The sequence below is a fragment of the Xanthobacter wiegelii genome, from assembly GCF_043193855.2.
GTDB classification, from domain to species: domain Bacteria; phylum Pseudomonadota; class Alphaproteobacteria; order Rhizobiales; family Xanthobacteraceae; genus Xanthobacter; species Xanthobacter flavus_A.
This window is the reverse complement of record NZ_CM195529.1, coordinates 3102459-3124822: the sequence shown is the minus strand read 5'-3', so window position 1 is coordinate 3124822 and position 22364 is coordinate 3102459. Positions and strand designations below refer to the sequence as shown.

Annotated in this window: 19 protein-coding genes and 1 pseudogene; 11 read left to right on the top strand and 9 right to left on the bottom strand. The window is 63.7% G+C overall.

All coding sequences use genetic code 11. The features are described 5' to 3' along the window. The first annotated feature begins 173 nt into the window (after positions 1-173). Genes trbB through V5F63_RS14410 form a run of 11 tightly spaced genes read left to right on the top strand, consistent with a single transcriptional unit; the run spans position 174 to position 9761 of the window. Positions 174-1160: a P-type conjugative transfer ATPase TrbB gene (gene trbB, locus V5F63_RS14460; RefSeq protein ID WP_394004106.1), complete on the top strand. Its 987-nt coding sequence runs from the start codon at positions 174-176 to the stop codon at positions 1158-1160. A gap of 41 nt (positions 1161-1201) precedes the next feature. Next, positions 1202-1489: a TrbC/VirB2 family type IV secretion system protein gene (locus V5F63_RS14455; protein WP_394004123.1), complete on the top strand. Its 288-nt coding sequence runs from the start codon at positions 1202-1204 to the stop codon at positions 1487-1489. Then, positions 1489-1761 carry a VirB3 family type IV secretion system protein gene (locus V5F63_RS14450; protein WP_394004104.1) on the top strand — a complete coding sequence of 91 codons (273 nt, stop codon included), beginning with the start codon at positions 1489-1491 and terminating at the stop codon, positions 1759-1761. The genes V5F63_RS14455 and V5F63_RS14450 overlap by 1 nt, the downstream gene beginning before the upstream one ends. Positions 1762-1773: 12 nt before the next feature. Continuing rightward, positions 1774-4212 (top strand): conjugal transfer protein TrbE, encoded by a 2439-nt coding sequence (gene trbE / locus V5F63_RS14445; RefSeq protein WP_394102927.1) that lies wholly within the window; start codon positions 1774-1776, stop codon positions 4210-4212. Then, positions 4209-4943 carry a P-type conjugative transfer protein TrbJ gene (gene trbJ, locus V5F63_RS14440; RefSeq protein ID WP_394004100.1) on the top strand — a complete coding sequence of 245 codons (735 nt, stop codon included), beginning with the start codon at positions 4209-4211 and terminating at the stop codon, positions 4941-4943. Before trbE ends, trbJ begins: the two co-directional genes overlap by 4 nt. Positions 4944-4952: 9 nt before the next feature. Then, positions 4953-5213, top strand: coding sequence for a putative entry exclusion protein TrbK-alt (gene trbK-alt, locus V5F63_RS14435; protein ID WP_394004098.1), 261 nt, complete (start codon positions 4953-4955; stop codon positions 5211-5213). Beyond that, complete coding sequence (trbL, locus tag V5F63_RS14430) at positions 5210-6499, top strand: P-type conjugative transfer protein TrbL (protein ID WP_394004094.1); 1290 nt, start codon at positions 5210-5212, stop codon at positions 6497-6499. The genes trbK-alt and trbL overlap by 4 nt, the downstream gene beginning before the upstream one ends. Next, positions 6496-7185: a conjugal transfer protein TrbF gene (gene trbF, locus V5F63_RS14425; RefSeq protein WP_012115964.1), complete on the top strand. Its 690-nt coding sequence runs from the start codon at positions 6496-6498 to the stop codon at positions 7183-7185. Before trbL ends, trbF begins: the two co-directional genes overlap by 4 nt. Then, positions 7182-8234 carry a P-type conjugative transfer protein TrbG gene (gene trbG, locus V5F63_RS14420; protein WP_012115963.1) on the top strand — a complete coding sequence of 351 codons (1053 nt, stop codon included), beginning with the start codon at positions 7182-7184 and terminating at the stop codon, positions 8232-8234. The genes trbF and trbG overlap by 4 nt, the downstream gene beginning before the upstream one ends. Then, complete coding sequence (locus V5F63_RS14415; protein WP_012115962.1) at positions 8231-9475, top strand: TraB/TrbI/VirB10 family type IV secretion system protein; 1245 nt, start codon at positions 8231-8233, stop codon at positions 9473-9475. Before trbG ends, V5F63_RS14415 begins: the two co-directional genes overlap by 4 nt. 1 nt (position 9476) lies before the next feature. Continuing rightward, on the top strand, positions 9477-9761 hold the full coding sequence (locus V5F63_RS14410; RefSeq protein ID WP_138397510.1) for a DUF2274 domain-containing protein: 285 nt from the start codon (positions 9477-9479) through the stop codon (positions 9759-9761). Here V5F63_RS14410 and V5F63_RS14405 read toward each other — a convergent pair. The 9 genes and pseudogenes from V5F63_RS14405 to V5F63_RS14365 form a co-directional block, all read right to left on the bottom strand. Then, entirely contained in the window at positions 9649-10629 is a 981-nt protein-coding gene (locus tag V5F63_RS14405; RefSeq protein ID WP_149577671.1) for a LysR family transcriptional regulator, read from the bottom strand. The two genes, V5F63_RS14410 and V5F63_RS14405, sit on opposite strands and share 113 nt — an antisense overlap. Positions 10630-11211: 582 nt before the next feature. Then, positions 11212-11688, bottom strand: a complete 477-nt coding sequence (locus V5F63_RS14400) for a hypothetical protein (protein ID WP_188079577.1) — start codon at positions 11686-11688, stop codon at positions 11212-11214. Between the two features lie 58 nt (positions 11689-11746). Further along, positions 11747-14251, bottom strand: a pseudogene (locus V5F63_RS14395) (heavy metal translocating P-type ATPase). 61 nt (positions 14252-14312) lie between these two features. Continuing rightward, positions 14313-14957 carry a hypothetical protein gene (locus tag V5F63_RS14390; RefSeq protein ID WP_348841906.1) on the bottom strand — a complete coding sequence of 215 codons (645 nt, stop codon included), beginning with the start codon at positions 14955-14957 and terminating at the stop codon, positions 14313-14315. 1161 nt (positions 14958-16118) lie between these two features. Continuing rightward, the gene (locus V5F63_RS14385; protein ID WP_149577669.1) at positions 16119-16496 is read right to left on the bottom strand and encodes a hypothetical protein; all 378 of its coding nucleotides are present in this window, start codon (positions 16494-16496) and stop codon (positions 16119-16121) included. A gap of 22 nt (positions 16497-16518) precedes the next feature. Then, entirely contained in the window at positions 16519-19728 is a 3210-nt protein-coding gene (locus V5F63_RS14380) for an efflux RND transporter permease subunit (RefSeq protein WP_149577668.1), read from the bottom strand. Continuing rightward, positions 19725-20114 (bottom strand): P-II family nitrogen regulator, encoded by a 390-nt coding sequence (locus tag V5F63_RS14375; RefSeq protein WP_149577667.1) that lies wholly within the window; start codon positions 20112-20114, stop codon positions 19725-19727. The genes V5F63_RS14380 and V5F63_RS14375 overlap by 4 nt, the downstream gene beginning before the upstream one ends. Continuing rightward, positions 20104-21093, bottom strand: a complete 990-nt coding sequence (gene ihpB / locus V5F63_RS14370) for a divalent metal ion exporter adaptor subunit IhpB (protein ID WP_348841907.1) — start codon at positions 21091-21093, stop codon at positions 20104-20106. The genes V5F63_RS14375 and ihpB overlap by 11 nt, the downstream gene beginning before the upstream one ends. Beyond that, on the bottom strand, positions 21090-22361 hold the full coding sequence (locus V5F63_RS14365) for a TolC family protein (RefSeq protein WP_149577665.1): 1272 nt from the start codon (positions 22359-22361) through the stop codon (positions 21090-21092). The genes ihpB and V5F63_RS14365 overlap by 4 nt, the downstream gene beginning before the upstream one ends. Positions 22362-22364: the final 3 nt, after the last annotated feature.

Sequence of the window (22364 nt, the reverse complement as noted above, 5' to 3'; positions counted from 1 at the left end):
AGGCGATCAGAAACTCGTCCAAAGTTGAATATCAGCACCCCCGCCGTTCTCAAGTATCTGCACGCCAGACCGCGACGCCCGCATTGGCTTGTTGAACCCTCCCAATTTCCGGCTCTTTTAATCATCCCCGTCTGGGGCGCGTCTGCGTCGTCCCAGACAAGCGCGGGGATGAGATGGCGACTTCACCTCACAGTTCGGAAGGCCTGACACGGGGCGTGCGCATGTTGCGCACCGCACTTGGCCCGGTGATCGCCCGCCTTCTCGAAGACCCTGCCGTCGTCGAGGTCATGCTCAATCCGGACGGGCGCCTGTGGGTTGACCGGCTGTCCGAAGGGCTTTGCGATACAGGCGAGCGACTGGCCGCTGCAGATGGTGAGCGTATCGTCCGCCTCGTTGCGCACCACATCGGTGCCGAGGTCCATGCCGGCGCCCCGCGGGTGTCAGCCGAGCTGCCGGGAACGGGAGAGCGGTTCGAAGGCCTGCTCCCTCCCGTCGTGGCCGCCCCGACCTTCGCCATCCGCAAACCGGCCGTTGCCGTGTTCACGCTCGACGACTATGCGGCCTCCGGCATCATATCGCTGGCGCAGGCCGAAGCCCTGCGCCAAGGCGTTGCCTCCCGCGCCAACATCCTGGTCGCCGGCGGCACCTCCACCGGCAAGACCACGCTCACCAATGCGCTCCTCGCCGAGGTGGCCAAGACCTCCGATCGCGTCGTCCTCATCGAGGACACACGGGAACTCCAATGCGCAGCCCCCAACCTTGTGGCGATGCGCACCAAGGACGGCGTCGCCTCGTTGTCGGACCTCGTTCGCTCATCCCTGCGCTTGCGGCCGGATCGCATCCCCATCGGCGAAGTGCGTGGCGCCGAGGCCCTCGACCTCCTGAAGGCCTGGGGCACAGGCCACCCCGGCGGCATCGGCACCATCCACGCCGGCAGCGCCATCGGGGCCTTGAGGCGTCTCGATCAACTCATCCAGGAAGCTGTCGTCACGGTCCCGCGCGCCCTGATCGCTGAGACCATCGACCTCATCGCCGTGCTGTCGGGCCGGGGCTGCGCGCGCCACCTCACCGAGCTGGCCCGCGTCGAAGGTCTCGGGCCCGACGGCGACTACCGCGTCATCCCCATCACTGCTCCCTCCGAAGAAGGAACCTCCCTGTGACTTTCACGCTCCCCCCGTTCTACCGCCGGCTGCTGAAGGCCATGGCCGGTGCCACCGCCTGCGTGTGTGTTGTCTCCGCGGCCCACGCCTCCGGCTCCTCCATGCCGTGGGAGACACCCCTGCAGTCCATCCTGGATTCGATCCAGGGGCCCGTCGCCAAGATCATCGCGGTCATCGTCATCATCTCCACCGGCCTCGCGCTCGCCTTCGGCGACACCTCGGGTGGGTTCCGGCGACTGATCCAGATCGTGTTCGGCCTCTCCATCGCCTTCGCCGCTTCGAGCTTCTTCCTCTCCTTCTTCTCCTTCAGCGGCGGAGCGCTGGTCTGATGGCGGGCGATATTGGCGGGGTGCCGGGCTTCTCCGTCCCGGTCCATCGGGCCTTGAGCGAGCCGATCCTGCTCGGCGGCGCGCCGCGGGCGATCGCCATCTTCAACGGTACCCTCGCCGGTGCTGTCGGGCTGGGGCTGAGGCTCTGGCTCGTGGGGCTCGCGGTCGGGGCCGTGGGCCATCTCGCCGCCGTCTGGGCCGCCAAGCGCGATCCGCTCTTCGTCGATGTGGTGCGCCGCCATCTGCGCATCCCCGGTCATCTGTCGGTTTGAGTGAGGCACACCATGATGAACCTCGCAGAATACCGGCGTCACGCCAGCCGGCTCGCCGACTACCTGCCCTGGGCGGCACTGGTCGGCTCTGGCGTCGTCCTCAACAAGGACGGCAGCTTCCAGCGGACGGCACGCTTCCGCGGGCCGGACCTCGATTCCGCAGTGCCGGCTGAGCTGGTGGCGGTGGCGGGGCGCCTCAACAGTGCCTTTCGCCGCCTCGGCTCCGGCTGGGCACTTTTTGTGGAGGCCCAGCGGCATGCGGCGGGCACCTATCCTGCGAGTGTCTTTCCCGAAGCCGCGTCAGCCCTGGTAGATGCCGAGCGGAAGGCGGATTTCGCGGAGGCGGGCAGCCATTTCGAATCCAGCTATTTCCTGACCTTCACCTGGCTCCCGCCGGTGGAGGATGCCGCGCGGGCCGAGAGCTGGCTCTATGAGCGCAGCGAGCGGAAAGGGCTCGATCCCCATGAGGCTCTGGGCGGGTTCATTGATCGCACGGATCGCATTCTGCGGCTCGTCGAAGCCTTCATGCCCGAGTGCCGCTGGCTCGATGACGCCGAGACCCTGACCTATCTCCACGGCTGCATCTCGACCCGACGCCAGCGGGTCCGGATCCCCGATACGCCCATGTATCTCGACGCGCTCCTCGCCGATCAGGCGCTCACCGGTGGGCTCGAGCCCATGCTCGGGGCTGAGCATCTGCGCGTCCTCACCATCGTGGGCTTTCCGACGGCAACGACGCCTGGGATCCTCGACGACCTTAACCGGCTCGCTTTCCCCTATCGCTGGTCGACCCGCGCCATCCTGCTCGACAAGACCGACGCCACCCGGCTCCTCACCAGGATCCGCCGGCAGTGGTTCGCCAAGCGCAAGTCCATCGCCGCCATCCTCAAGGAGGTGATGACCAACGAGGCCTCGGTGCTGGTGGATTCGGATGCCGCCAACAAAGCGGAGGATGCCGACCTCGCGTTGCAGGAACTCGGCGCCGACCATGCCGGCATTGCCTATGTCACCGCCGCGGTGACGATTTGGGATGCCGATCCCCGTATCGCCGACGAGAAGCTGCGGCTGGTGGAGAAGGTGATCCAGGGCCGGGACTTCACCGCCATGGTCGAGACGATCAATGCCGTGGATGCCTGGCTCGGCAGCTTGCCGGGACACGTCTATGCCAATGTCCGCCAACCGCCCATCTCCACCCTCAACCTCGCCCATATGATCCCGCTGTCGGCGGTGTGGGCGGGCGAGGCACAGGACGCGCATTTCAGCGGGCCGCCGCTGTTCTACGGCAAGACCGAGGGGGCGACCCCGTTCCGCTTTTCCCTCCACGTTGGCGATGTGGGCCACACCCTCGTGGTCGGGCCGACGGGCGCCGGCAAGTCGGTGCTGCTGGCGCTGATGGCCTTGCAGTTCCGGCGCTACGCTGGATCCCAGGTGTTCGCCTTCGACTTCGGCGGCAGCATCCGGGCGGCCGCCCTCGCCATGGGCGGCGACTGGCACGACCTTGGCGGAAGCCTGTCCGATGGGAGCGAGGACAGCGTCGCGCTCCAACCTCTTTCCCGTGTGGATGATCTCGCCGAACGCTCATGGGCCGCCGACTGGATCACGGCGATCCTCTCCCGCGAGGGCGTTTCCATCGCCCCGGAGGTGAAGGAGCACATCTGGTCGACCCTCACCTCCCTCGCCTCCGCTCCCGTCGAGGAGCGGACCCTCACCGGCCTCGCCGTCCTGCTCCAGTCCAACGATCTCAAACAGGCGCTGCGCCCCTATTGTATCGGTGGCGCCCATGGCCGGCTGCTCGATGCCGAGGCGGAGCACCTGGGGCAGGCCTTCGTCCAGGCCTTCGAGACCGAAGGGCTGATCGGCACCACCGCGGCACCGGCCGTGCTGTCCTATCTGTTCCACCGCATCGAGGACCGGCTCAACGGGTCTCCGACCCTCATCATCATCGATGAGGGATGGCTCGCCCTCGATGACCAGGGCTTCGCCGGCCAGCTCCGCGAGTGGCTCAAGACGCTGCGGAAGAAGAACGCCAGCGTCGTCTTCGCCACCCAGTCCCTCTCCGACATCGACGGCTCGGCCATCGCCCCGGCCATCATCGAGAGCTGCCAGACGCGGCTGCTGCTCCCCAACGAGCGGGCGGTGGAGCCCCAGATCACCGCAATCTACCGCCGCTTCGGCCTCAACGACCGGCAGATCGAGATCCTCGCACGGGCTACCCCGAAGCGGGACTATTACTGCCAGTCCCGACGCGGCAACCGCCTGTTCGAGCTCGGGCTCTCGCAGGTGGCGGTCGCCTTGTGCGCCGCGGGGTCCAAGACCGATCAGGCCGCGCTCTCGCAGATCCTCGCCGAGCATGGGCGCGATGGTTTCCTCGCCGCCTGGCTGCGGCATCGCGGCCTCGGCTGGGCCGCCGACCTCATCCCCACCCTCGACAGTCTGGAGACACGCTCATGATCCGCTCGATGCTGCGGGCAGCGCTCGTCGCTGCGCCGCTCGTTCTCTACCCGCTGACGCCGGCGGCCGCGCAGTACGTGGTCTACGACCCCTCCAACTATGCGCAGAACCTCCTTCAGGCGACCCGCGCCCTGCAGCAGGTCACCAACCAGATCACCTCGCTGCAGAACGAAGCGCAGATGCTGATCAACCAGGCCCGCAATCTTGCGAGCCTGCCGTACTCCTCCCTCAGCGCCCTCCAGCAGTCGGCCCAGCGCACCCAGCAGTTGCTCGGGCAGGCCCAGAAGATCGCCTATGACGTCACCGCCATCGACCGGGCCTTCCAGGGGCAGTACGGCTCCGTCTCCCTGAGCAGTTCGGATGCCGCCCTTGTCACCCAGGCCAAGAGCCGCTGGGAGACCACGGTCGCCGGCCTCCAGGATGCGCTGCGGGTGCAGGCGGGCGTCGTCGGCAATCTCGATACCGGCCGCACCCAGGCCTCGACGCTCGTCGGGCAGAGCCAGGCGGCGACCGGCGCATTGCAGGCCATGCAGGCGGGCAACCAGCTCCAGGCCCTCCAGGCGCAGCAGCTTTCCGACCTCACCGCGGTGGTGGCCGCCAATGGACGGGCGCAGGCCCTGTCCGAAGCCGAGCGCGCGACGGCGGTGTCGGAAGGCGAGGAGCGCTACCGGCGCTTCTCGATCCCGTCGAGCTACCAGCCCTCCGCCGTCACGATGTTCCGCGGGAACTGAGGCGCGACCATGGATCAGGGCACCGCGCTCAGAACCCTCGTCGTCGCCGGCCTTGTTGGCGCGGTGATCTCAGCTCTGGCCATGGCTTCCGGCTGGCAGACGGAGCCGGTCGTCTCAACCGGCGTGAAGGCGGGAAGCGTCTCCTCGGCTGACCTCAAGAGCTGCGCCACGCTGGAGACCGCCGATCCCGTGGATCCGCGCTGCGCCGCGCTCTGGGAGGCGAACCGCCGTCGCTTCTTCGGCAAGCCCGTGGACGGATCGACGCCATGAACGACGTCGGCGTCATCGACACCTTCCTCAACGCCTTCACCAGCTACATTGATTCCGGCTTCGGTCTGATCAAGGGCGAGGTGACGGGTCTCTCCTCCATCCTCATCGCCCTCGACATCACCCTCGCTGGCCTGTTCTGGGCCTGGGGCGCGGACGAGGATGTGATGCGCCGGCTGGTGAGGAAGACCCTCGCCATCGGCTTCTTCGCCTGGATCATCGGCAACTTCAACGCGCTCGCCAAGATCGTGTTCGAGAGCTTCGCCGGCCTCGGCCTCAAGGCCGGCGGGTCGACCATCAGCACGGCGGAGTTCCTGCGGCCGGGCCGCCTCGCGGAAGTGGGGCTCACCGCCGGCCAGCCATTGCTCGATGCCGCGAGCCAGCTCACCGGGCCGGTGGCGATCTTCGTCAACGCCGTGCAGATCGCCGTGCTGCTGGTCTCCTGGCTCCTGATCCTGATCGCCTTCTTCATCCTGGCGGTGCAGCTCTTCGTCACCCTCATCGAGTTCAAGCTGACGACGCTCGCCGGCTTTGTGCTCATCCCCTTCGCCTTCTTCGGCAAGACCGCCTTCCTCGCCGAGAAGGTGCTCGGCAACATCGTCGCCTCCGGTGTGAAGGTGATGGTGCTGGCGGTCATCGTCGGCATCGGCTCGGGGCTCTTCTCCCAGTTCACCACCTCCTATGGCGATGCCCAGCCCACCATCAGCCAGGCACTCTCCGCTGTGCTAGCAGCGCTCGCGCTCCTCGGGCTCGGCATCTTCGGGCCGGGAATCGCCACGGGACTGATCACGGGCGCGCCACAGCTCGGCGCCGGAGCCGCCGTGGGGACGGGCCTTGCCGCCGGCGGCATGGCGCTCGCGGGCTCCGGCGCGGCAGGCCTTGCTGCGCGCGGAGCCGGGGCCGCGATCTCCGGAACAGCGGCCGCCGCTCGCGCCGGAGCGGGTCTCGCAGGCGGTGCAGCATCTGCCTACAGCGCCGGTGCTGCTGGCCAGTCGGGCATGTCCGGCGTCGCGGGTGGGCTTGGTGGTGTCGCACGCGCCGGGGCAGCGGCGGCCACCTCTCCTCTGCAGCGCTCGGTCGACACATCAGGCGAAGCGGCGGCCAGCAGCTCCGGCCCAGCCCCGTCGAGCAACCCGGCCTCCTCCGGCGATGCCCCCGATTGGGCCCGGCGCATGCGCCGCTCCCAGCAGGTCGCCCACGGCATCCAGACCGCGACCCATGCCGTCCGATCCGGCGACAGCCATGGCGGCGGGTCGTCCATCTCCCTCTCCGAAAGCGATCGCCCATGACCCCCTTCAAGCGCCCGTCGGTCCATTACGGCCGCTCCCCCGAGCCTGAGACGCCGTATCAGCGCGCGGCCCAGGTCTGGGATGACCGCATCGGCTCGGCCCGGGTCCAGGCGAAGAACTGGCGCCTCATGGCCTTCGGCTGCCTCGCCCTGTCGGCCGGCCTCTCCTGCGCCCTGGCGTGGCAGGCCCTGAGCGGCTCGGTGGTTCCGTGGGTGGTTCAGGTGGACAAGCTCGGTCAGGCGCAGGCGGTCGCGCCGGCCGCCTCGGACTATCGCCCCTCCGATCCCCAGATCGCCTTCCACCTCGCCCGCTTCATTGAAGAGGTCCGCAGCATCTCTGCCGATCCCGTGATCGTCCGCCAGAACTGGCTCAGGGCCTACGCCTACACGACCCTGGCCGGAGCAATCGCCCTCAACGACTATGCCCGCGCCAATGATCCTTTCGCCCGGGTCGGCAAGCAGCAGGTGGCGGTGGAGGTCTCCAGCGTGATCCGGGCCTCGCCGGACTCCTTCCGCATCGCCTGGACCGAGCGCCGCTTCCAGGACGGCAGCCTCGCCGACACCTCCCGCTGGAGCGCCATCCTCACCGTCGCGGTGCAGGCGCCGCGGGATGCGGATCGGCTCCGGGCCAATCCGCTGGGGATCTACGTCAACGCCATCAACTGGTCGAAGGAACTCGCACAATGATGCCTGCCATCCGCACATCCGGGAGGCCGGCTTTCCGCGTCCTCTCCTTTCCGTCTTTCCGGAAGTCCGGCTTGCCGCTTCTCCTGCTTTGCACATCGGCCCTGGCGGGCTGCGCCACCTTCGAGAAGCCCCCGGAGATCGAATATGACGATGCCCCGCCCGCCGTCTTCAAGGCTGAGCCGCCGGGGCCGGTGCGCATCGTTGAGCTGCCGAAGCCCTTGCCGCTGCCCGGCCAGCTGAAGCCGGTGGGCAAGGACGGCAAGGCCGAGCCCGAGTCCGCGGACCCGACGGCCCGAGTGAACCAGGCCAATGCTGCCGCGCGCGTTCAGCCGGTGCGCAACGGCTTCATCAACTCCATGCAGGTCTATCCCTTCGTGGATGGCGCGCTCTATCAGGTCTACGCTTCGCCCGGTCAGATCACCGACGTCGCCCTGCAACCCGGCGAGCAACTGGTGGGCACGGGGCCGGTCGCTGCCGGCGACACGGTGCGCTGGATCATCGGCGACACCGAGAGCGGGGCGGGCGGGGCAAAGCAAGTCCACATCCTGGTGAAACCGACACGGCCGGACCTCACCACCAACCTCGTCATCAACACCAATTTGCGCACCTACCACATGGAGCTGCGCTCCACCGAGAAGACCTACATGGCCTCGGTCTCCTGGCAATATCCCCAAGACCAGCTCATCGCCCTCAGGCGCCAGAACGCGGAAGCGCAGGCGGTGCAGCCCGTCGCCACGGGCATCGACCTGGCAAAGGTGAACTTCCGCTACGAGGTGAGCGGCGACCGGGCACCGTGGCGGCCGCTGCGCGCCTTCGATGATGGGCAGCAGGTCTTCATCGAGTTTCCCCGCGGGATCGCCCATGGCGAGATGCCGCCGCTGTTCGTGGTCGGGCCGCAAGGCGACACCTCCGAACTCGTGAACTATCGCGTGCGCGGCACCTACATGATCGTGGACCGGCTCTTCGCAGCCGCCGAGCTGCGCTTCGGCGCCGACAAGGACCAGAAGCGCGTGCGCATCTCCCGCACCGACGGGAGGCCGGTCCTATGAGCGGCATCGAACCCGGGAAGGAGACAGGGCCGGAGCTGAGCGGTGATGACGGCGCTCGGCCACTGACGGGGGAGACTGTGTCGGCCATGCGGCTGCGGCCGGAACCGCCGCGGGTGACCCGCCTGTCCCGAAAGGTATTAGCCGGGCTGGGGCTCGTTGCCGGCCTTGGGATCGGCGGGGCGCTGATCTACGCCCTGCAAGCGCGAAAGGACCACGGACACGGCCAGGAACTCTACGCCACCGACGTCAAGGCGACGCCGGACGGGCTCGCCGGCCTACCCAAGGATTACACCGGCATCCCCAAGCTCGGGCCTCCGCTGCCCGGCGACCTCGGCCGGCCGATCCTCAATGCGCAGACGGCAGTGCAGCCGACGGTGCCGACAATGGGAGGCATGCCAAATCCCGCCTTGAGCCCCGAGGAGCAACGCCAGCAGCGGGAAAGCGAAGACGCCCGGACCGGACGGCTGTTCGCTCAGACCAATACCCGGTCGGCAAGCCCGGCGGTGACCCAGCAGGCGGGAGTCACTTCAGCGTCAGCGGCGCCGGCCGCCGATCTCACCAGCCTCGGCCTTGCGCCGCAGGCGGCGACGCCGACGGCCCAGGAGCGCCAGCTTGCCTTCCTGAGCCAGGCCGTGGACCGGCGCACCGTGTCGCCCGACCGCGTGGCGGCTCCTGCCTCCGCCAACATCCTGCAGGCCGGCGCCGTCATCCCCGCGGCGCTGATCACCGGCATCCGCTCGGACCTGCCGGGCCAGATCACCGCCCAGGTGACCGAGAATGTCCACGATAGCCCGACCGGGCGGATCCTCCTGATCCCCCAGGGCACCCGCATCATTGGCCAGTATGACAATGGCGTCGGCTTCGGGCAGCGCCGGGTGCTCCTCGTCTGGAACCGCCTGATCTTCCCCAATGGCCGGTCCATCGTGCTGGAGCGCCAGACCGGAGCCGACGCGGAAGGCTACGCTGGCCTTGAGGATGGCATCGACTACCATTGGGGCGAGCTGTTCAAGGCGGCGGTGCTCTCGACCATCCTCAGCGTCGGGGCGAGCGCAGGAACGTCCGGCAGCGATAGCGACCTCGTGAGTGCTTTGCGGGAAGGCGCATCCGACAGCATCAGCCAGACCGGCCGGCAGCTCGTCCAGCGCCAGCTCAACATTGCGCCGACCCTCACGATCCGGCCGGGATTCCCGGTGCGGATCATCGTCACGCGCGACCTCGTTCTTGAATCCTATGGAGGTTGAAATGCCGAAGCTGAAGCTCAGCGAGATCCTCGACGACAAGCCGGTGAAGGTGACCGTGGAACTGCCAGCGAAGCTGCACCGCGATCTTGTCGCCTATGCGCAGGTGCTGGGTGGCGAGACGGGGAATCCGATCACCGATCCCGTCAGGCTGATCGCGCCCATGCTGGAGCGCTTCATCGCGACAGATCGCGTTTTCGCGAAGGCTCGGCAAGCACCCCATCCAGATCCTGCACGGGGGATGACGTCTGGGGTGCTGAAGAGCGAGCCATCGATCGAGCAAGGCTGAGCAATGTCCGAAACGCGGGATTGTCGTTTTTCGGCGACCATGCAGCATAGAACTGGAGCACCTCGCCGCGCAGAGAACGATAGATAACGCCGGGGACCTTGACCAAATTTTCGGATTCTATGACCAACGTTATTCCGCGGCCGGACGCGACGAGATTGAGAAGCTTATATCGCCCAACCCGCTGAGCCTCGACACGGGGCTCGCATTCGACTTCCCGGATTTTGCGAATGACATAGTCTTGGATTCTCATCCCAGCCGCAGTGTCTCGGATAAGAATTTTTTCAGAACTGAGATCTCGCCATGTCAACGCGTCCTCGGTGGAAAGCGGATGGCCTTCGGGCAATGCCACAAGAACCTGTTCCGACCAAAGATAAGTTGTATCGCATTCCGGCCAATCGCCCAATCCGATGACAAAAGCAATATCAAGCTGAAATTTCCGAATGGAGTTGATGTGATCGTGTGCTTCGCCGTCGACGAAATCGATATGAACAGATCCATATTTTGCGTCATATTCTCGAAATAAGTCCGACAAAAAACCCGATGAAAGTGAAGAAAATAGTCCCACTTTGACGTATCCGTCCTCGGCACGACCAATGGCGGCCACCTCCGCCGCCGCGTCGCGAATGTGGTCCAACGCATGGCGGACCCGATGCAGGAAGCGTTGTCCGGCTATGGTCAGGTTGATCCCCCCGGGGTGTCGCAAGAACAGGGAGGCCCCGACCTGATCCTCGATGTCCCGGATCCGCCGACTAACGGAGGACTCCTGCACACCGAGTGCCGCTGCTGCCTTCCGAAAGCTTCCATATTCGGAAGCAGCGATTAAATACCTGAGGTAGCGGATTTCAATTTCCGTACTGTTATTCGACATTGGAAACGTTCTCCATTTCAATAACGGCATATAATTCAGTATGAATTACATGATATCACAAATATTACGCATCAAATGTTTGTATTTTATGTGCAAGTATGCGAAATATTAAAATTATATCGTCGGATTATAACGTACATTAATGCATAACTTTTACATAATACATCATATTTTTGAGATATTTTACCATCAGTAACTTGGACATTAGAGATTAGATCGAGAGAGGGCGCGGCCATTTCATAAAATAGATGATTTAGACCAAACCATGCTAATGAAAGTCTCCTTCTAAGTAAGCTCGTTGTCTGTTCGCGCCCAACGACCTTCTTCCGCTATTCCAAGCGACGGAATTGTCACCATTAAGCTGGATTCACATCGCCCGCCTCAAATTTCATGCCACACTTATGAAATGTTAGATAGAAATTGATAGTATAATTTTTGATAATATAAACGACATAGGAATGACAATTTAGGAACCGTGATTTGTGCCATCTGCTGCGCCAAGTCGAATTTGTTATCACTAAAATTAGCTATATATTTCAACAAATCAGATAAATTTATGTTATTTATGAAGAATTATACATATCAAAAATCCTTTCTTATTATAGGAATATTTCCATCTAATTTACGAATTGTCATCTGAAGGCGAGATGTAACTGTGCGGAAAAACATTCCACTTTGTTGACATTTTTTAAAATTATCGTCTGTCTTAATTTTAAGCGCTTCTCCCGCTGCTTGTCCAATGGAGCTCATTTCAAGCCATGCCTTGTCAACATCGATGCCGACTGATCTAGCAGCAGCATCCGCCGCACGCAGAACCTGCTGCGCCTCGGATAAAGTAACTGTCGGCTTGAAATTAGGTTCAGATTGATCATTATATGCTTCTAAACATCCCCTAATCGCGAAATACATACCATACATAAACTTCAAATGACTAACGGCTTGCCCTCTCAAATCGGAAATAGTAGAATTAGTTGACTGTTCAACCTCTGAAAAGGCAGAGTCTGTAAAAGACACACAAATTATAATCCAAGCAAATATTGCAATTGACGTTTTCTTCATGTCATATTCCCGCACCGAGCTGTTTTTGATAGGTTGCGATTCTACATTCACTATCACGTCATGCCTGCCCATCGCGGTAGCCAAGCAAACGTAGTGCATTGAACACTACCACCAGCGTGGACCCCTCGTGCGCCGCCACGGCCGGGCCGATGCCGAGGCCAAATATCGTCGCCGGAACCAGCAACGCCACCACACCCAAGCTTATGAACACGTTCTGAAGGATGATGAAGCGCGTGCGGCGGCTTAGTCCGACCGCGAACGGCAAATGTCGCAGGTCATCCGCCATGAGTGCGACGTCTGCGGTCTCTAGCGCCACATCGGAACCCGCGGCTCCCATAGCGATGCCGACCGTGGCGTTCGCCATGGCCGGCGCATCATTGACCCCATCGCCGACCATCGCAACCTTGGCTTCCTTCCTCAGCTTTTGAATCGCCGCAACTTTGTCCTCGGGGAGCAGGTCGCCCCAAGCTTCGTCTAGTCCTAAATCTTTGGCGATGGCGTCGGCCACCTTCTGGTGATCGCCCGAGATCATGAGCATCCGAGTGATGCCAAGATCGCGCAGCCGCTTGAGCGCGTCGCGAGCGGCAGCCCGCGGAGTGTCCATAAGGCCGATGGCTCCGAGATCTCGCTCACCAATCCGCACAGCCATCGTAGTGCGCCCGGCGTCCCGCAGCTTCGCGATCGACGCCTTCACAGCTGGATTCAGCTGGGTAATGCCGTCTTGCCCAAACATCTCGGCCTTCCCGAGCCAGACCGGCTGCCCGGCAAATGTAGCGACCACGCCTCGCCCGGTGAGGCTTTTGAGTTCAGTCGCCTCCTCTATTTCTCGTCCTCCCAGCCGGGCTCGCCCGTCGCGAACGATTGCGGCGGCTAGCGGGTGATCGCTGAGCGCCTCTACCGCAACCGCTACTGAGAGGAGCTCATGTTCCGGAACCCCGTCGGCCGGCAAGACGTCGGTGATACGCGGTTTGCCCTCCGTCAGCGTTCCCGTCTTGTCGAATGCGATAGCGCTCAGCGAGCCCAGATTCTCCAGTGGCGCGCCGCCCTTCACCAGCACGCCGCCACGTGCCGCTCGCGCGACGCCTGACAACACCGCGCTCGGTGTAGCGATGGCTAAAGCGCACGGGCTTGCGGCGACCAGTACCGCCATGGCGCGATAGAAGCTTGAGCTGAATGGCTCGTCCACCACCACCCAGGCGAACAGAAGGAGGATCGCGAGCGCCAGTACCACGGGCACGAAGATACGTTCGAACGTCTCAGTGAACCGCTGGGTCGGTGATTTCTGCGTTTCCGCCTCGCTCACCATTTTCACGACCTTTGCCAGCGCCGTGTCGCTCGACAAGCGCGTCGCCTCCACCTCAATGGCGCCGGCACCGTTGATTGTTCCCGCAAAGACCCGCGAGGCAGAGCCAACCGTGTCGGGCCGCGCCCGTGCCTCAGCAACGTCGTCAACCGGGCGCTTGTCCACCGGGATACTCTCGCCGGTGACAGGAGCCTGATCGATGGCGGAGGAGCCCTTCACCAGGAAGCCGTCGGCAGGTAGACGCTCGTTAGGGCGGACCAGCACCACGTCGCCGATCACAAGTTCCTCCACGGGAACCTCCAAGGTGCCATCAGCGCGGCGCACCGTGGCCGTGCGTGGAGCGAGCTTGGCCAGGGCCCCGATCGCCTGCTTGGCGCGGCCCATGGCATAGTGTTCCAATGCGTGGCCTAGGCTGAACAGGAAGAGCAGCAGCGCGCCTTCCGCCCATGCGCCAAGCGAAGCCGCGCCCGCAGCCGCTACCAGCATCAGCGTATCGATCTCGAACCTGCGCAGGCGCAGATTGTCTATCGCTTCGCGGACCGTGTAGAAGCCGCCAAAGAAATATGCTCCAACGAAACACACGATAGGCAGCCAGCCGGGTGCGGCCGGTAATAGCTTCTCGATGGCAAAACCGACGACGAGCAGCGCGCCGCAGGCAAGAGAGAAGATTAGCTCAGTGTTCGGTCCGAGGATCCTGCCATGGGCATGATCGTGCTCCCCTTTTCCGTCCTTATGTTCTGACCTGGCATGCGTAAACATGACTGACCGATGATCATATCAAGCGTGAGAGGGCAGCCTATCCAGCCGTAGCGCGGCCGCATCCCTCGCGGCGATAGCCCCCATTTGAACGAGGGCGTTTCGGATTTCCTGCTCTGTTACCGCCTCGCGGTCGAATTCGACGCGTACGAGACCAGATGCACTGGCTTCGGCCTCCAATACCCCGGAAAGCTTACGCAGTTTCTCGGCAACGGTGCGCGCACGCCGTTCATGGGTGATCCCTTCCACCTGCCAAATCGCGTGACCGAACCGCTCGGTAATCTGCGCGCCAACGCTTTGGGCAAGTTCCCGGATGCGAGGTAAGCCGATTACCGTCGGGTCATAGTGGAGGCAGAGCTGCGCCGACTCGCCGCCAGCGACGTGCACATACTCAATGCCCGCGCGCTCCTGAAGCTCCGAAACGAGCCGACTCACACAGGAGTCTACAGCGTCGGGCACGTTTGGCAGAAGGATTGGAATGTCCAGTCGAAGCTTCTCGATCATCTTTGTAAGCTCCCCAGATTCACCAGCATCGCCCAACCCGACATCTGACAATAAAGACACCTTAGGGTTTTAATTCTGACTTGGATCTATCGCCGCCCTTCTTGGCTGCAGCAATGATTGCAACGAATTCATCGTGTCTTCCATCATGGTCACGGACGTATTCGGCAATCTCGAGTGCCGCGGACTGTTCGCACCACTCTACGATACGTGCTTGCTCACGATCTCGGTCGAATTCATAAAGTTGCCGAATTGCCTGCAGCGCACCCGCTCGCGCCATGTCAGCTGAACGGCGGACTACAAAGATCGATTGGTCAGCGGGCAACTCACCAACCACCTCTTGGCGTATATGATAGGTCAATCGAGATATATCACCATATTTTCCTGACGACCTCTCGGTTACATCTGGTATAAACTGAGAGCAATATATTGTAATATTCTGTATAAAAAACGATCTAGTCAATATTGTTTCCAATATTTCGTTTCCATTAGCGGATCTGATATCGATACATAACATATAAATACATGCGAAAAATGCACATATAGATAATTTTTCTTTCACTATTTGTATCATTGCGTTAGTCCCAAGCTCGCATGCATTGATCATATTGAATTTTGCAATGAGTAAGCTCGTGCGGCCTGAAAGACCTATTTTTGTCGTAACATGAAGATTTATTCTTTGCACAAAACAATTTATGCTCTCCGACATTTGAATGTTCACAGCCTATTGCCGACGTTTGTGAAGTTTGCGCAGGCAGATAAAATGGGGTGAATTGCGTGCCCGCGGCGAAAGCCGCTCCGATGCAAATGCTATTTAACGCGATGCAAATGCACGCTGTAAAAATCGCCTTATTCATGATTTTACCTCCAAAAATTGGAATTTAGATGGATGAAGAGGGGCGAATATTCGTCCCTCTTCCTTCTTAATGACTCGGCTTAGCGCACCGCGCGATCGTTAAGCCACGGCGAGGGCGAGGGAATGAAGGTCCCTGGGGTAGGCGCCTGAGGGCGGCTCATCTGCACCTTAGGCGAGCCGCTCGTTGTCCCAGAAAGACGGCCGCCGGGATAACTTTCCTGCTGCACGTCAAGGAATTCATGTCGCTCTTGCTCCTCCACGCCGAGCGTCGACGGATACGGCTCTGCGAAAGCCGTAAGCGGAGGGAGGATGAAACTAAGAGCAAGGACATAAATCTTCATGATTTAACCTCGAATGTCGAATTAAACTTGATTTATTTCATTTGTTTTCAACATTCGCGTAGCGAGGAGGGGGGATTTCTACGCCTAGGCCGACACCACTACGGGTCTCGTTCGCCCATTGCCCGCACACTCTCCACTCTGGGGGCCCCGACGACGCACCTTCATCGAAGGGGGAGACGTGCGGGCAAGCGTGGCACTCGCACCGCACCGCAGCGCAGGCCGGATTGCGGGTGTCTTCGTCACTCTGATGGTGGTTTTCATCCGTAAATGCGCTCGCTTCTAATGACATCGCGCTCGCGTTCCAGGAATACCCCGGAATACACAAGACTACGATCAGCATGAGACTTAGCAAAATGCTTCGGATAAAGCCTCTCACACCGCCTCTCCCTCTTGATCGAAACGACCGAATATTGAATTCACCGGCTGGATTCCATAGTGCGTTGCTCGGACGGAACATCGCGCGTCTGGCCGGAACGGATAGATGTGCTGCGACCATGGGGCAACGGGTGAGTAACCCCGAGTTGGACGTCTCGAAAATCGTGCCTCTGCTTCTCACGATATGTCTTCGGTCGCGGATCGAGTGCCAGTGCCGGCGACGCGATGCCGAACACGAGCACGCACAAGGTGCCGCGGGCAACGTAGTTCCACACAGTACTTTTCATGACACACTTCCTTATGGGGTGGTGAACTTGGCCTGACCGGACTTGCCGGCCGGGGTTTTAATGAGCAGCGTGACCGCCGTGCCCTTGACGATGGTTGATGGCGCCTTGCCGGCCAGGGTCTGACCGCCTGCGGTAAGCTGGATAGTCTTGCGATCGGCGCCGGAGGCCAGCATGGCAGAACCGGTAAAGCCGGCGGTATCGACCGGCTTGCCTGCCTCATCGACTACGTGGAAGGTCAAGGTCTCGCCCGAGACGACAAGTTCGGCATGGACGCCGGCGACGTCTTCCAAGGGGCCGCCATTGGGACCCTTCTGCGCACCATGGGCATGCTGGGCGAGGGCGGGCCCAGCGGCAAGCAGGCTGAAAGCGACGATCAGGCTCTTAAGCACGGGTCTTTCTCCGATTTTGGGGCTAGGGGGATGGGGCTTCGGCCTGCGCCTCGGGGGAGGCCGCTGGCCTGGTCTCGCGCCGGAACAGCACGTAGAGCGCTGGCAGCACGAGCAAGGTCAGGATGGTGGAGGAGATGATGCCGCCGATGACCACGGTGGCGAGCGGGCGCTGCACCTCCGCGCCCGGGCCGGTGGCGATGGCCATTGGCACGAAGCCGAGCGAAGCGACCAGCGCCGTCATCAGCACCGGGCGCAGGCGTGTCAGGGCGCCGTCGCGCACCGCCGTCACCACGTCCCGCCCTTCCGCCCGCAGGCGCTGGATGAAGGCGATAATGACGAGGCCGTTCAGCACCGCCACGCCCGAGAGCGCGATGAAGCCGATGCCGGCGCTGATGGAGAGCGGCAGGTCGCGCAAGATTAGCGCCGCGATGCCCCCCGTGAGCGCCAGCGGCACGCCGGAGAACACCAGCAGCGCATCCGCTACCGAGCCGAAGCTCATGAACAGCAGCAGGAAGATGAGCAACAGCGCGATGGGCACCACGATGGCAAGGCGCTGTGTGGCCGAAACCAGCTGTTCGAACTGGCCGCCCCAGCCGATCCAGTAGCCTTCGGGCAGCTTCACCTTATCTGCCACCTGGCGCTGGGCGTCGGTGACGAAGGAGCCGAGGTCGCGGTCGCGCACGTTGGCGCTCACCACGATGCGCCTTTTGCCGTTCTCCCGGCTGATCTGGTTCGGGCCAGGGGAGACCGTGAGGTTGGCGATGGCGGACAGCGGCACGTAGCGGATCTGCCCGCCAGATCCCGGGACCCAAGCGGCCTGGACTGGCTTGGCCTCATCGCTCGCCGCAGGGGGAAGCGGCACCGGCAGCGCGCGCAGGGCCTCGATGTCGGTGCGCAATTCCTCCGGCAGGCGCACCACGATGTCGAAGCGGCGATCGCCCTCGAACAGGGCGCCGGCCTCGCGGCCGCCCACCGCGATCTCCACCAGCTCCTGCACGTCGGCGACGCTTACCCCGTAACGGGCCATGGCCGCTCTATTGAGGGCGACCGTCAGCATCGGCAGGCCGGAGACCTGCTCGGTCTTCACGTCGGCGGCGCCCGGCACCGCCTGGAGCACGCTCTGCACCTGCCCGGCCACCTGCAGCAGCATGTCGAGGTCGTCGCCGAAGATCTTGACGCCCACATCGCTGCGGATGCCGGAGATCAGCTCGTTGAAGCGCAGCTGGATCGGCTGGGAGAGTTCGTAATTACTCCCCGCCACGCCCTCCGCCGCCTTCTCGATGTCGGTCATCACCGCGCTCTTGGACTTGCCGGGGTCCGGCCATTCGGCGCGTGGCTTCAGCATCACGTAACCGTCGGAGATGGAGGGCGGCATTGGGTCGGTGGCAACTTCCGCCGTACCGGTGCGGGCGAACACCTCCTTCACTTCCGGCACCTTCAGCAGGCTCTTCTCCAGCGCCTGCTGCATCTCCAGCGACTGGGTAAGGCTGGTGCCCGGCACCCTGAGCGCCTGGATCGCCGCATCGCCCTCGTCGAGGCTCGGAATGAACTCGCCGCCCATGCGGGAGGCGGCAAGGCCACTCGCAACCACGAGGCCGGCCGCGGCCACCGCCACCACGGCGCGGTAGTTGATGGCGGCATCGAGCAACGGCGTATAGAAGCGCCGCGCCCCGCGCATGATGACGTTCTCGTGCTCGGAGACCTTGCCCGTTACCAGCAGCGCGATGGCCGCCGGGATGAAGGTCATGGAGAACAGAGCCGCGCCGGCCAGCGCCATCAGGACGGTGATGGCCATGGGCGTGAACATCTTGCCCTCCACCCCCGTTAGGGTGAGCACCGGCAGGTAGACCACGGCAATGATCATGGTGCCGAACAGGCTCGGCCGGATCACCTCCTTGGAGCCGGCGAGGATGGTCTCGAACCGCTCGGCGCGGGTCAGGAGCCGGCCGCGCCGATGCTGCTCTTCCGCCAGCAGGCGTAGGCAGTTCTCGACGATGATGACCGCCCCGTCGATGATGATGCCGAAGTCGATGGCACCAAGGCTCATGAGGTTGGCGCTGACACGGTTCTCCACCATGCCGGTGATGGTGAAGAGCATGGCGAGCGGAATGACGAAGGCCGTCACCAGCGCCGCGCGGAAATTGCCGAGCAGCACGAACAGCACCACCACCACCAGCAGCGCGCCTTCCAGAAGGTTCTTCTCCACCGTGGCGATGGTGGCTTCCACCAGGTGTGAGCGGTCGTAGACGGCACGGGCGATGACGCCTTCAGGCAGCGAGCGGGAAATCTCCTCCAATCGCGCGGCGACACGCTGGGCCACGGTGCGACTGTTCTCGCCGATGAGGAGCATGGTGGTGCCCAGCACCACCTCTTCTCCGTTCAGGGTCGCCGCGCCGGTGCGCAGCTCACGCCCCTCGCGCACCTCGGCAATATCGCCTATCCGCAGCGGCGTGCCGCCCCGGCTGCCGATGACGATCTCGCGGATCTCGGCGGCGTCCGCCACCTGGCCCGGCGTGCGCACCAGATACTGCTCGCCGTTGCGCTCGATATAGCCGGCGCCCACGTTGGCGTTGTTGGCGGCCAGCGCCGTCATCACCTCGCGGAACGAAATGCGATTGGCCATCAACCGCGCCGGATCGGGCAGCACATGGAACTGCCGCTCGAAACCTCCGATGGTGTTCACCTCCACCACCCCCGGCACGGTGCGCAACTGCGGCTTGATGATCCAGTCCTGGATGGTGCGTAGGTCGGTGGGGCTGAAGGGCTGGCCGTCAGGCTTCTTCGCCCCGTCCCTGGCCTCCACCGTGTACATGTAGATCTCGCCAAGGCCCGTGGACACCGGCCCCATGGCGGTCTCCACCCCCAGCGGAAGCTGGTCCTTCGCCTGCTGGATGCGCTCGTTCACCAACTGGCGGGCGAAGTAGATGTCGGTGCCATCGCGGAACACGACCGTCACCTGGCTGAGGCCATAGCGGGACAGCGAGCGGGTGTATTGCAGGCCGGGCAGGCCGCCCATGGAGGTCTCGATGGGAAAGGTGATGCGCTGCTCGGTCTCCAGCGGCGAGAAGCCGGGCGCCGAGGTGTTGATCTGCACCTGCACGTTGGTGATGTCGGGCACCGCGTCGATGGGGAGGCGCGTGAAGTTCCAGGCCCCGAAGGCGCCGATGGCGAGGCAGAACATGACCACCAGCCAACGCTGGCGGATGGAGAAGGCGAGGATGGCGTCGATCATCGCGCCCCCTCCTGAGCCTGAGCTTTGCCTGCCTCACGGATGCGGGCGAAGCGCTCCACCGGCGTAACGAAAACCACTCCGTCACCGCGGTGTCCGGTCCACCCAGCGCGCGTGAGGGTCGAGATCACTGCCTCCACGACGCCGGCACGGCAGACGATCTGCAACTGGAGATGGCGCTGGTAGGTGAGGTCGTATTCGCTCGCCACATAGGTGCCGCCGGCACCGCGGCCGCGACCTTGGCCGCGCGCTTCGGTGAAGGTAAATCCCGGGAATTCAGGTAGCTCGTGCAGGGCTCGCACCACGCGCCCTTCAAGATGAGGATGAATGAAGGCAGTGACGAGCCGCAGGCCGTCGTCCATCGCGCCGGGGGACGCCTCAGTGCTCATGGCTAGCGCTCCCTTTGGCGAGTTCCGCCTTCACCACGAAGCTGTTTCGCGCGGCGTAGACATCACCGGGCATGAGCCCGAACAGCACCTCGGCCCATTCCGCATCGCGATCACCGATCTCCACATCGCGGGGGGCGAACGCGTCACCGTCGCGCACGAACACGACGGTGCGGTTGTCGATGGTCTGAAGCGCGCTGGTTCGGACCGCGAGATCCACCGGCTTCTCAGTCAGGGTGATGGTGCCCACGGCGAACAGGCCGGGCCGCAGCCGCATGCCGTCGTTGGGAATGACCGCCCGCGCCAGCGCGGTCTGGGTGTCGGCTGATCCGATGGGCGAGACATAAGCCACTCGGCCGTCGATGACCTGCCCACCGTCCTCCGGATCGATGGCGACGGTGTCGCCGGCACGCACCCGTGGAAAATCGCGGCGATAGACGGAGAGATCCACCCATAGAGTCGAAAGGTCGGCCACCACGAAAGCCGGCTTCTGTTCGGAGGCGTATTCGCCAAGCCCGACTTGCCGGTCCACCACCGTGCCGGAGATCGGCGCCTTCATGTCGTAGGTGGTGAGGCTCTGGTTGCTTTCGACGACCGCGAGAACGTCGCCCTTGGCCACCTTGTCGCCGATCCGCTTGCGGATCTCCCGGACGATGCCGGGAAAGCGCGGGGTTACCTGGACCACGTTTTCCTGATTGGGCTGGACCAAGCCATTGAGGCGTAGCTTCTGGCGAAGCGTCCCGGGGCTGGCCGTCTCCAGGCCGATGCCGGCAGCAGCAAGCCTGGTGTCGTCCAGTTCCACCCCGCCCTCGGCATGTCCGCCTCCCTCTTCTCCATGCCCACCCTCCGCACCATGTCCGCGCTCAGCGGCTAGGCTGCCCGAAACGGGAGCGTTGCGGTCCTGGAATGCGTACAGCGCCCCCGCGCCGGCCAGCAGGCCGATGAGGAGCATCGCCACGTCGCGTCGCGCCGTGCGGCTCATTTGGCTTTTCCTTTGTTGAGATTCACCGGCCGACCCGTCAGCCCTTCGAGGGTGGCGAGTGCGGTGTGGAACGAAACCAGCGCATCGAGCTCGCGCAGGGCGGCGTCGGTGAGGGTGGACTGGGCGTCAAGCAGTTCCAGGAGCGTGTAGCGGCCTTCGGAATAGCCGGTCTCTACCCCCTCGAAGGCAGTCCGCGCGCCTGGAATGGTGCTGCCGCGCAATAGCGCTATTTCGTCGAAGGCCGCCCTCATCCCGTCATGGGCCCGGCCAAGCTGGGAGATGAGGGCATTGCGGGCGATGGCTTCCTCCGCTTCGGCCCGCAGCATCTGTTCGTTCGCCTCGGCGATGCCGCCGTCATTGCGGTCGAACAGGGGGATCGGCATGGACAATGAGAAGCGCATGCCGCTGTCAGCGGTCTCGTTGTAATGCCGGTAGCCGACCCCCAGGGTCACGTCCGGCACCGACTTGGCCTGTGCCGAGCGCAGGTCCGCCTGCCGCTGGGCGCGCAGGGCGGTGAAGCGGGTGAGCTGCGGATTGCCCAGCGCCTGCTTGACAAGCCCCGGCAGTGGCGGGGGGGCGCTGACCTTCAGCAGGTTGCCGGTCGCCCGCCCGAACCTTGCCTCCTGAAGGCCCATGAGCAGCGCGAGTTCCCGCCGCGCGGTGCCGAGCGCAGCGCGGGCTCGGTCCAGCTCCACCCGGGCGAAATCGGCGGCGACACGGGCGCGGGAAATCTCGGCCGGGGAGGAAGCGCCGGCCTGGACGCGGTTCTGCAGCAAGGGAGCGAGCCGCTGGATCGCCGCCACCTGCGTCTCAAGAATCTGGGCGCGCTGCTGCGCCCCGAGCACGGCGGCGAAGGCGGCGGCGGTATCCGCCAGCACCTGCAGGCGGATCGCCTCCCGCTCCCAGCGCGCCACGCCGACCCCGGCGCCGGCGGCCGCCAGCCGCGCCTCGCGCTTGCCGCCCAGCTCTACCAGTTGGCTGATCTGGATCGTCTGCTCGGCAAGGTCCAGCCCCTGGTAGGAGCCCGAGCCCGCCGCATTGTCCACCTCTAGGGAGAGGTTGGGGTTGGGCAGGGCCCCGGCCTGGGTATTGCGGCCGGCTGCGATGCCGATGTCGCGTTCCGCCGCCGTGAGGCGCGGATTGGCGGCAAGGGCGCTGGCGAGGGCGCTTGTGAGGGTCAGCGGACGGGCGGTTTCGGCGCGCGTCTGCGACGCGTGAAGCAGCGCGAGCGCTGCCCCAAGCGCAAGCGCGAGGGCACGAGGCGACATGAT

What these genes read in the sequence shown, in the direction of transcription:
- trbB (WP_394004106.1), top strand. Translation starts at nt 174, where the DNA reads ATGGCGACTTCACCTCACAGTTCGGAAGGCCTGACACGGGGCGTGCGC.
- V5F63_RS14455 (WP_394004123.1), top strand. Translation starts at nt 1,202, where the DNA reads ATGGCCGGTGCCACCGCCTGCGTGTGTGTTGTCTCCGCGGCCCACGCC.
- V5F63_RS14450 (WP_394004104.1), top strand. Translation starts at nt 1,489, where the DNA reads ATGGCGGGCGATATTGGCGGGGTGCCGGGCTTCTCCGTCCCGGTCCAT.
- trbE (WP_394102927.1), top strand. Translation starts at nt 1,774, where the DNA reads ATGATGAACCTCGCAGAATACCGGCGTCACGCCAGCCGGCTCGCCGAC.
- trbJ (WP_394004100.1), top strand. Translation starts at nt 4,209, where the DNA reads ATGATCCGCTCGATGCTGCGGGCAGCGCTCGTCGCTGCGCCGCTCGTT.
- trbK-alt (WP_394004098.1), top strand. Translation starts at nt 4,953, where the DNA reads ATGGATCAGGGCACCGCGCTCAGAACCCTCGTCGTCGCCGGCCTTGTT.
- trbL (WP_394004094.1), top strand. Translation starts at nt 5,210, where the DNA reads ATGAACGACGTCGGCGTCATCGACACCTTCCTCAACGCCTTCACCAGC.
- trbF (WP_012115964.1), top strand. Translation starts at nt 6,496, where the DNA reads ATGACCCCCTTCAAGCGCCCGTCGGTCCATTACGGCCGCTCCCCCGAG.
- trbG (WP_012115963.1), top strand. Translation starts at nt 7,182, where the DNA reads ATGATGCCTGCCATCCGCACATCCGGGAGGCCGGCTTTCCGCGTCCTC.
- V5F63_RS14415 (WP_012115962.1), top strand. Translation starts at nt 8,231, where the DNA reads ATGAGCGGCATCGAACCCGGGAAGGAGACAGGGCCGGAGCTGAGCGGT.
- V5F63_RS14410 (WP_138397510.1), top strand. Translation starts at nt 9,477, where the DNA reads ATGCCGAAGCTGAAGCTCAGCGAGATCCTCGACGACAAGCCGGTGAAG.
- V5F63_RS14405 (WP_149577671.1), bottom strand. Translation starts at nt 10,629, where the DNA reads ATGTCGAATAACAGTACGGAAATTGAAATCCGCTACCTCAGGTATTTA.
- V5F63_RS14400 (WP_188079577.1), bottom strand. Translation starts at nt 11,688, where the DNA reads ATGAAGAAAACGTCAATTGCAATATTTGCTTGGATTATAATTTGTGTG.
- V5F63_RS14390 (WP_348841906.1), bottom strand. Translation starts at nt 14,957, where the DNA reads ATGTCGGAGAGCATAAATTGTTTTGTGCAAAGAATAAATCTTCATGTT.
- V5F63_RS14380 (WP_149577668.1), bottom strand. Translation starts at nt 19,728, where the DNA reads ATGATCGACGCCATCCTCGCCTTCTCCATCCGCCAGCGTTGGCTGGTG.
- V5F63_RS14375 (WP_149577667.1), bottom strand. Translation starts at nt 20,114, where the DNA reads ATGAGCACTGAGGCGTCCCCCGGCGCGATGGACGACGGCCTGCGGCTC.
- ihpB (WP_348841907.1), bottom strand. Translation starts at nt 21,093, where the DNA reads ATGAGCCGCACGGCGCGACGCGACGTGGCGATGCTCCTCATCGGCCTG.
- V5F63_RS14365 (WP_149577665.1), bottom strand. Translation starts at nt 22,361, where the DNA reads ATGTCGCCTCGTGCCCTCGCGCTTGCGCTTGGGGCAGCGCTCGCGCTG.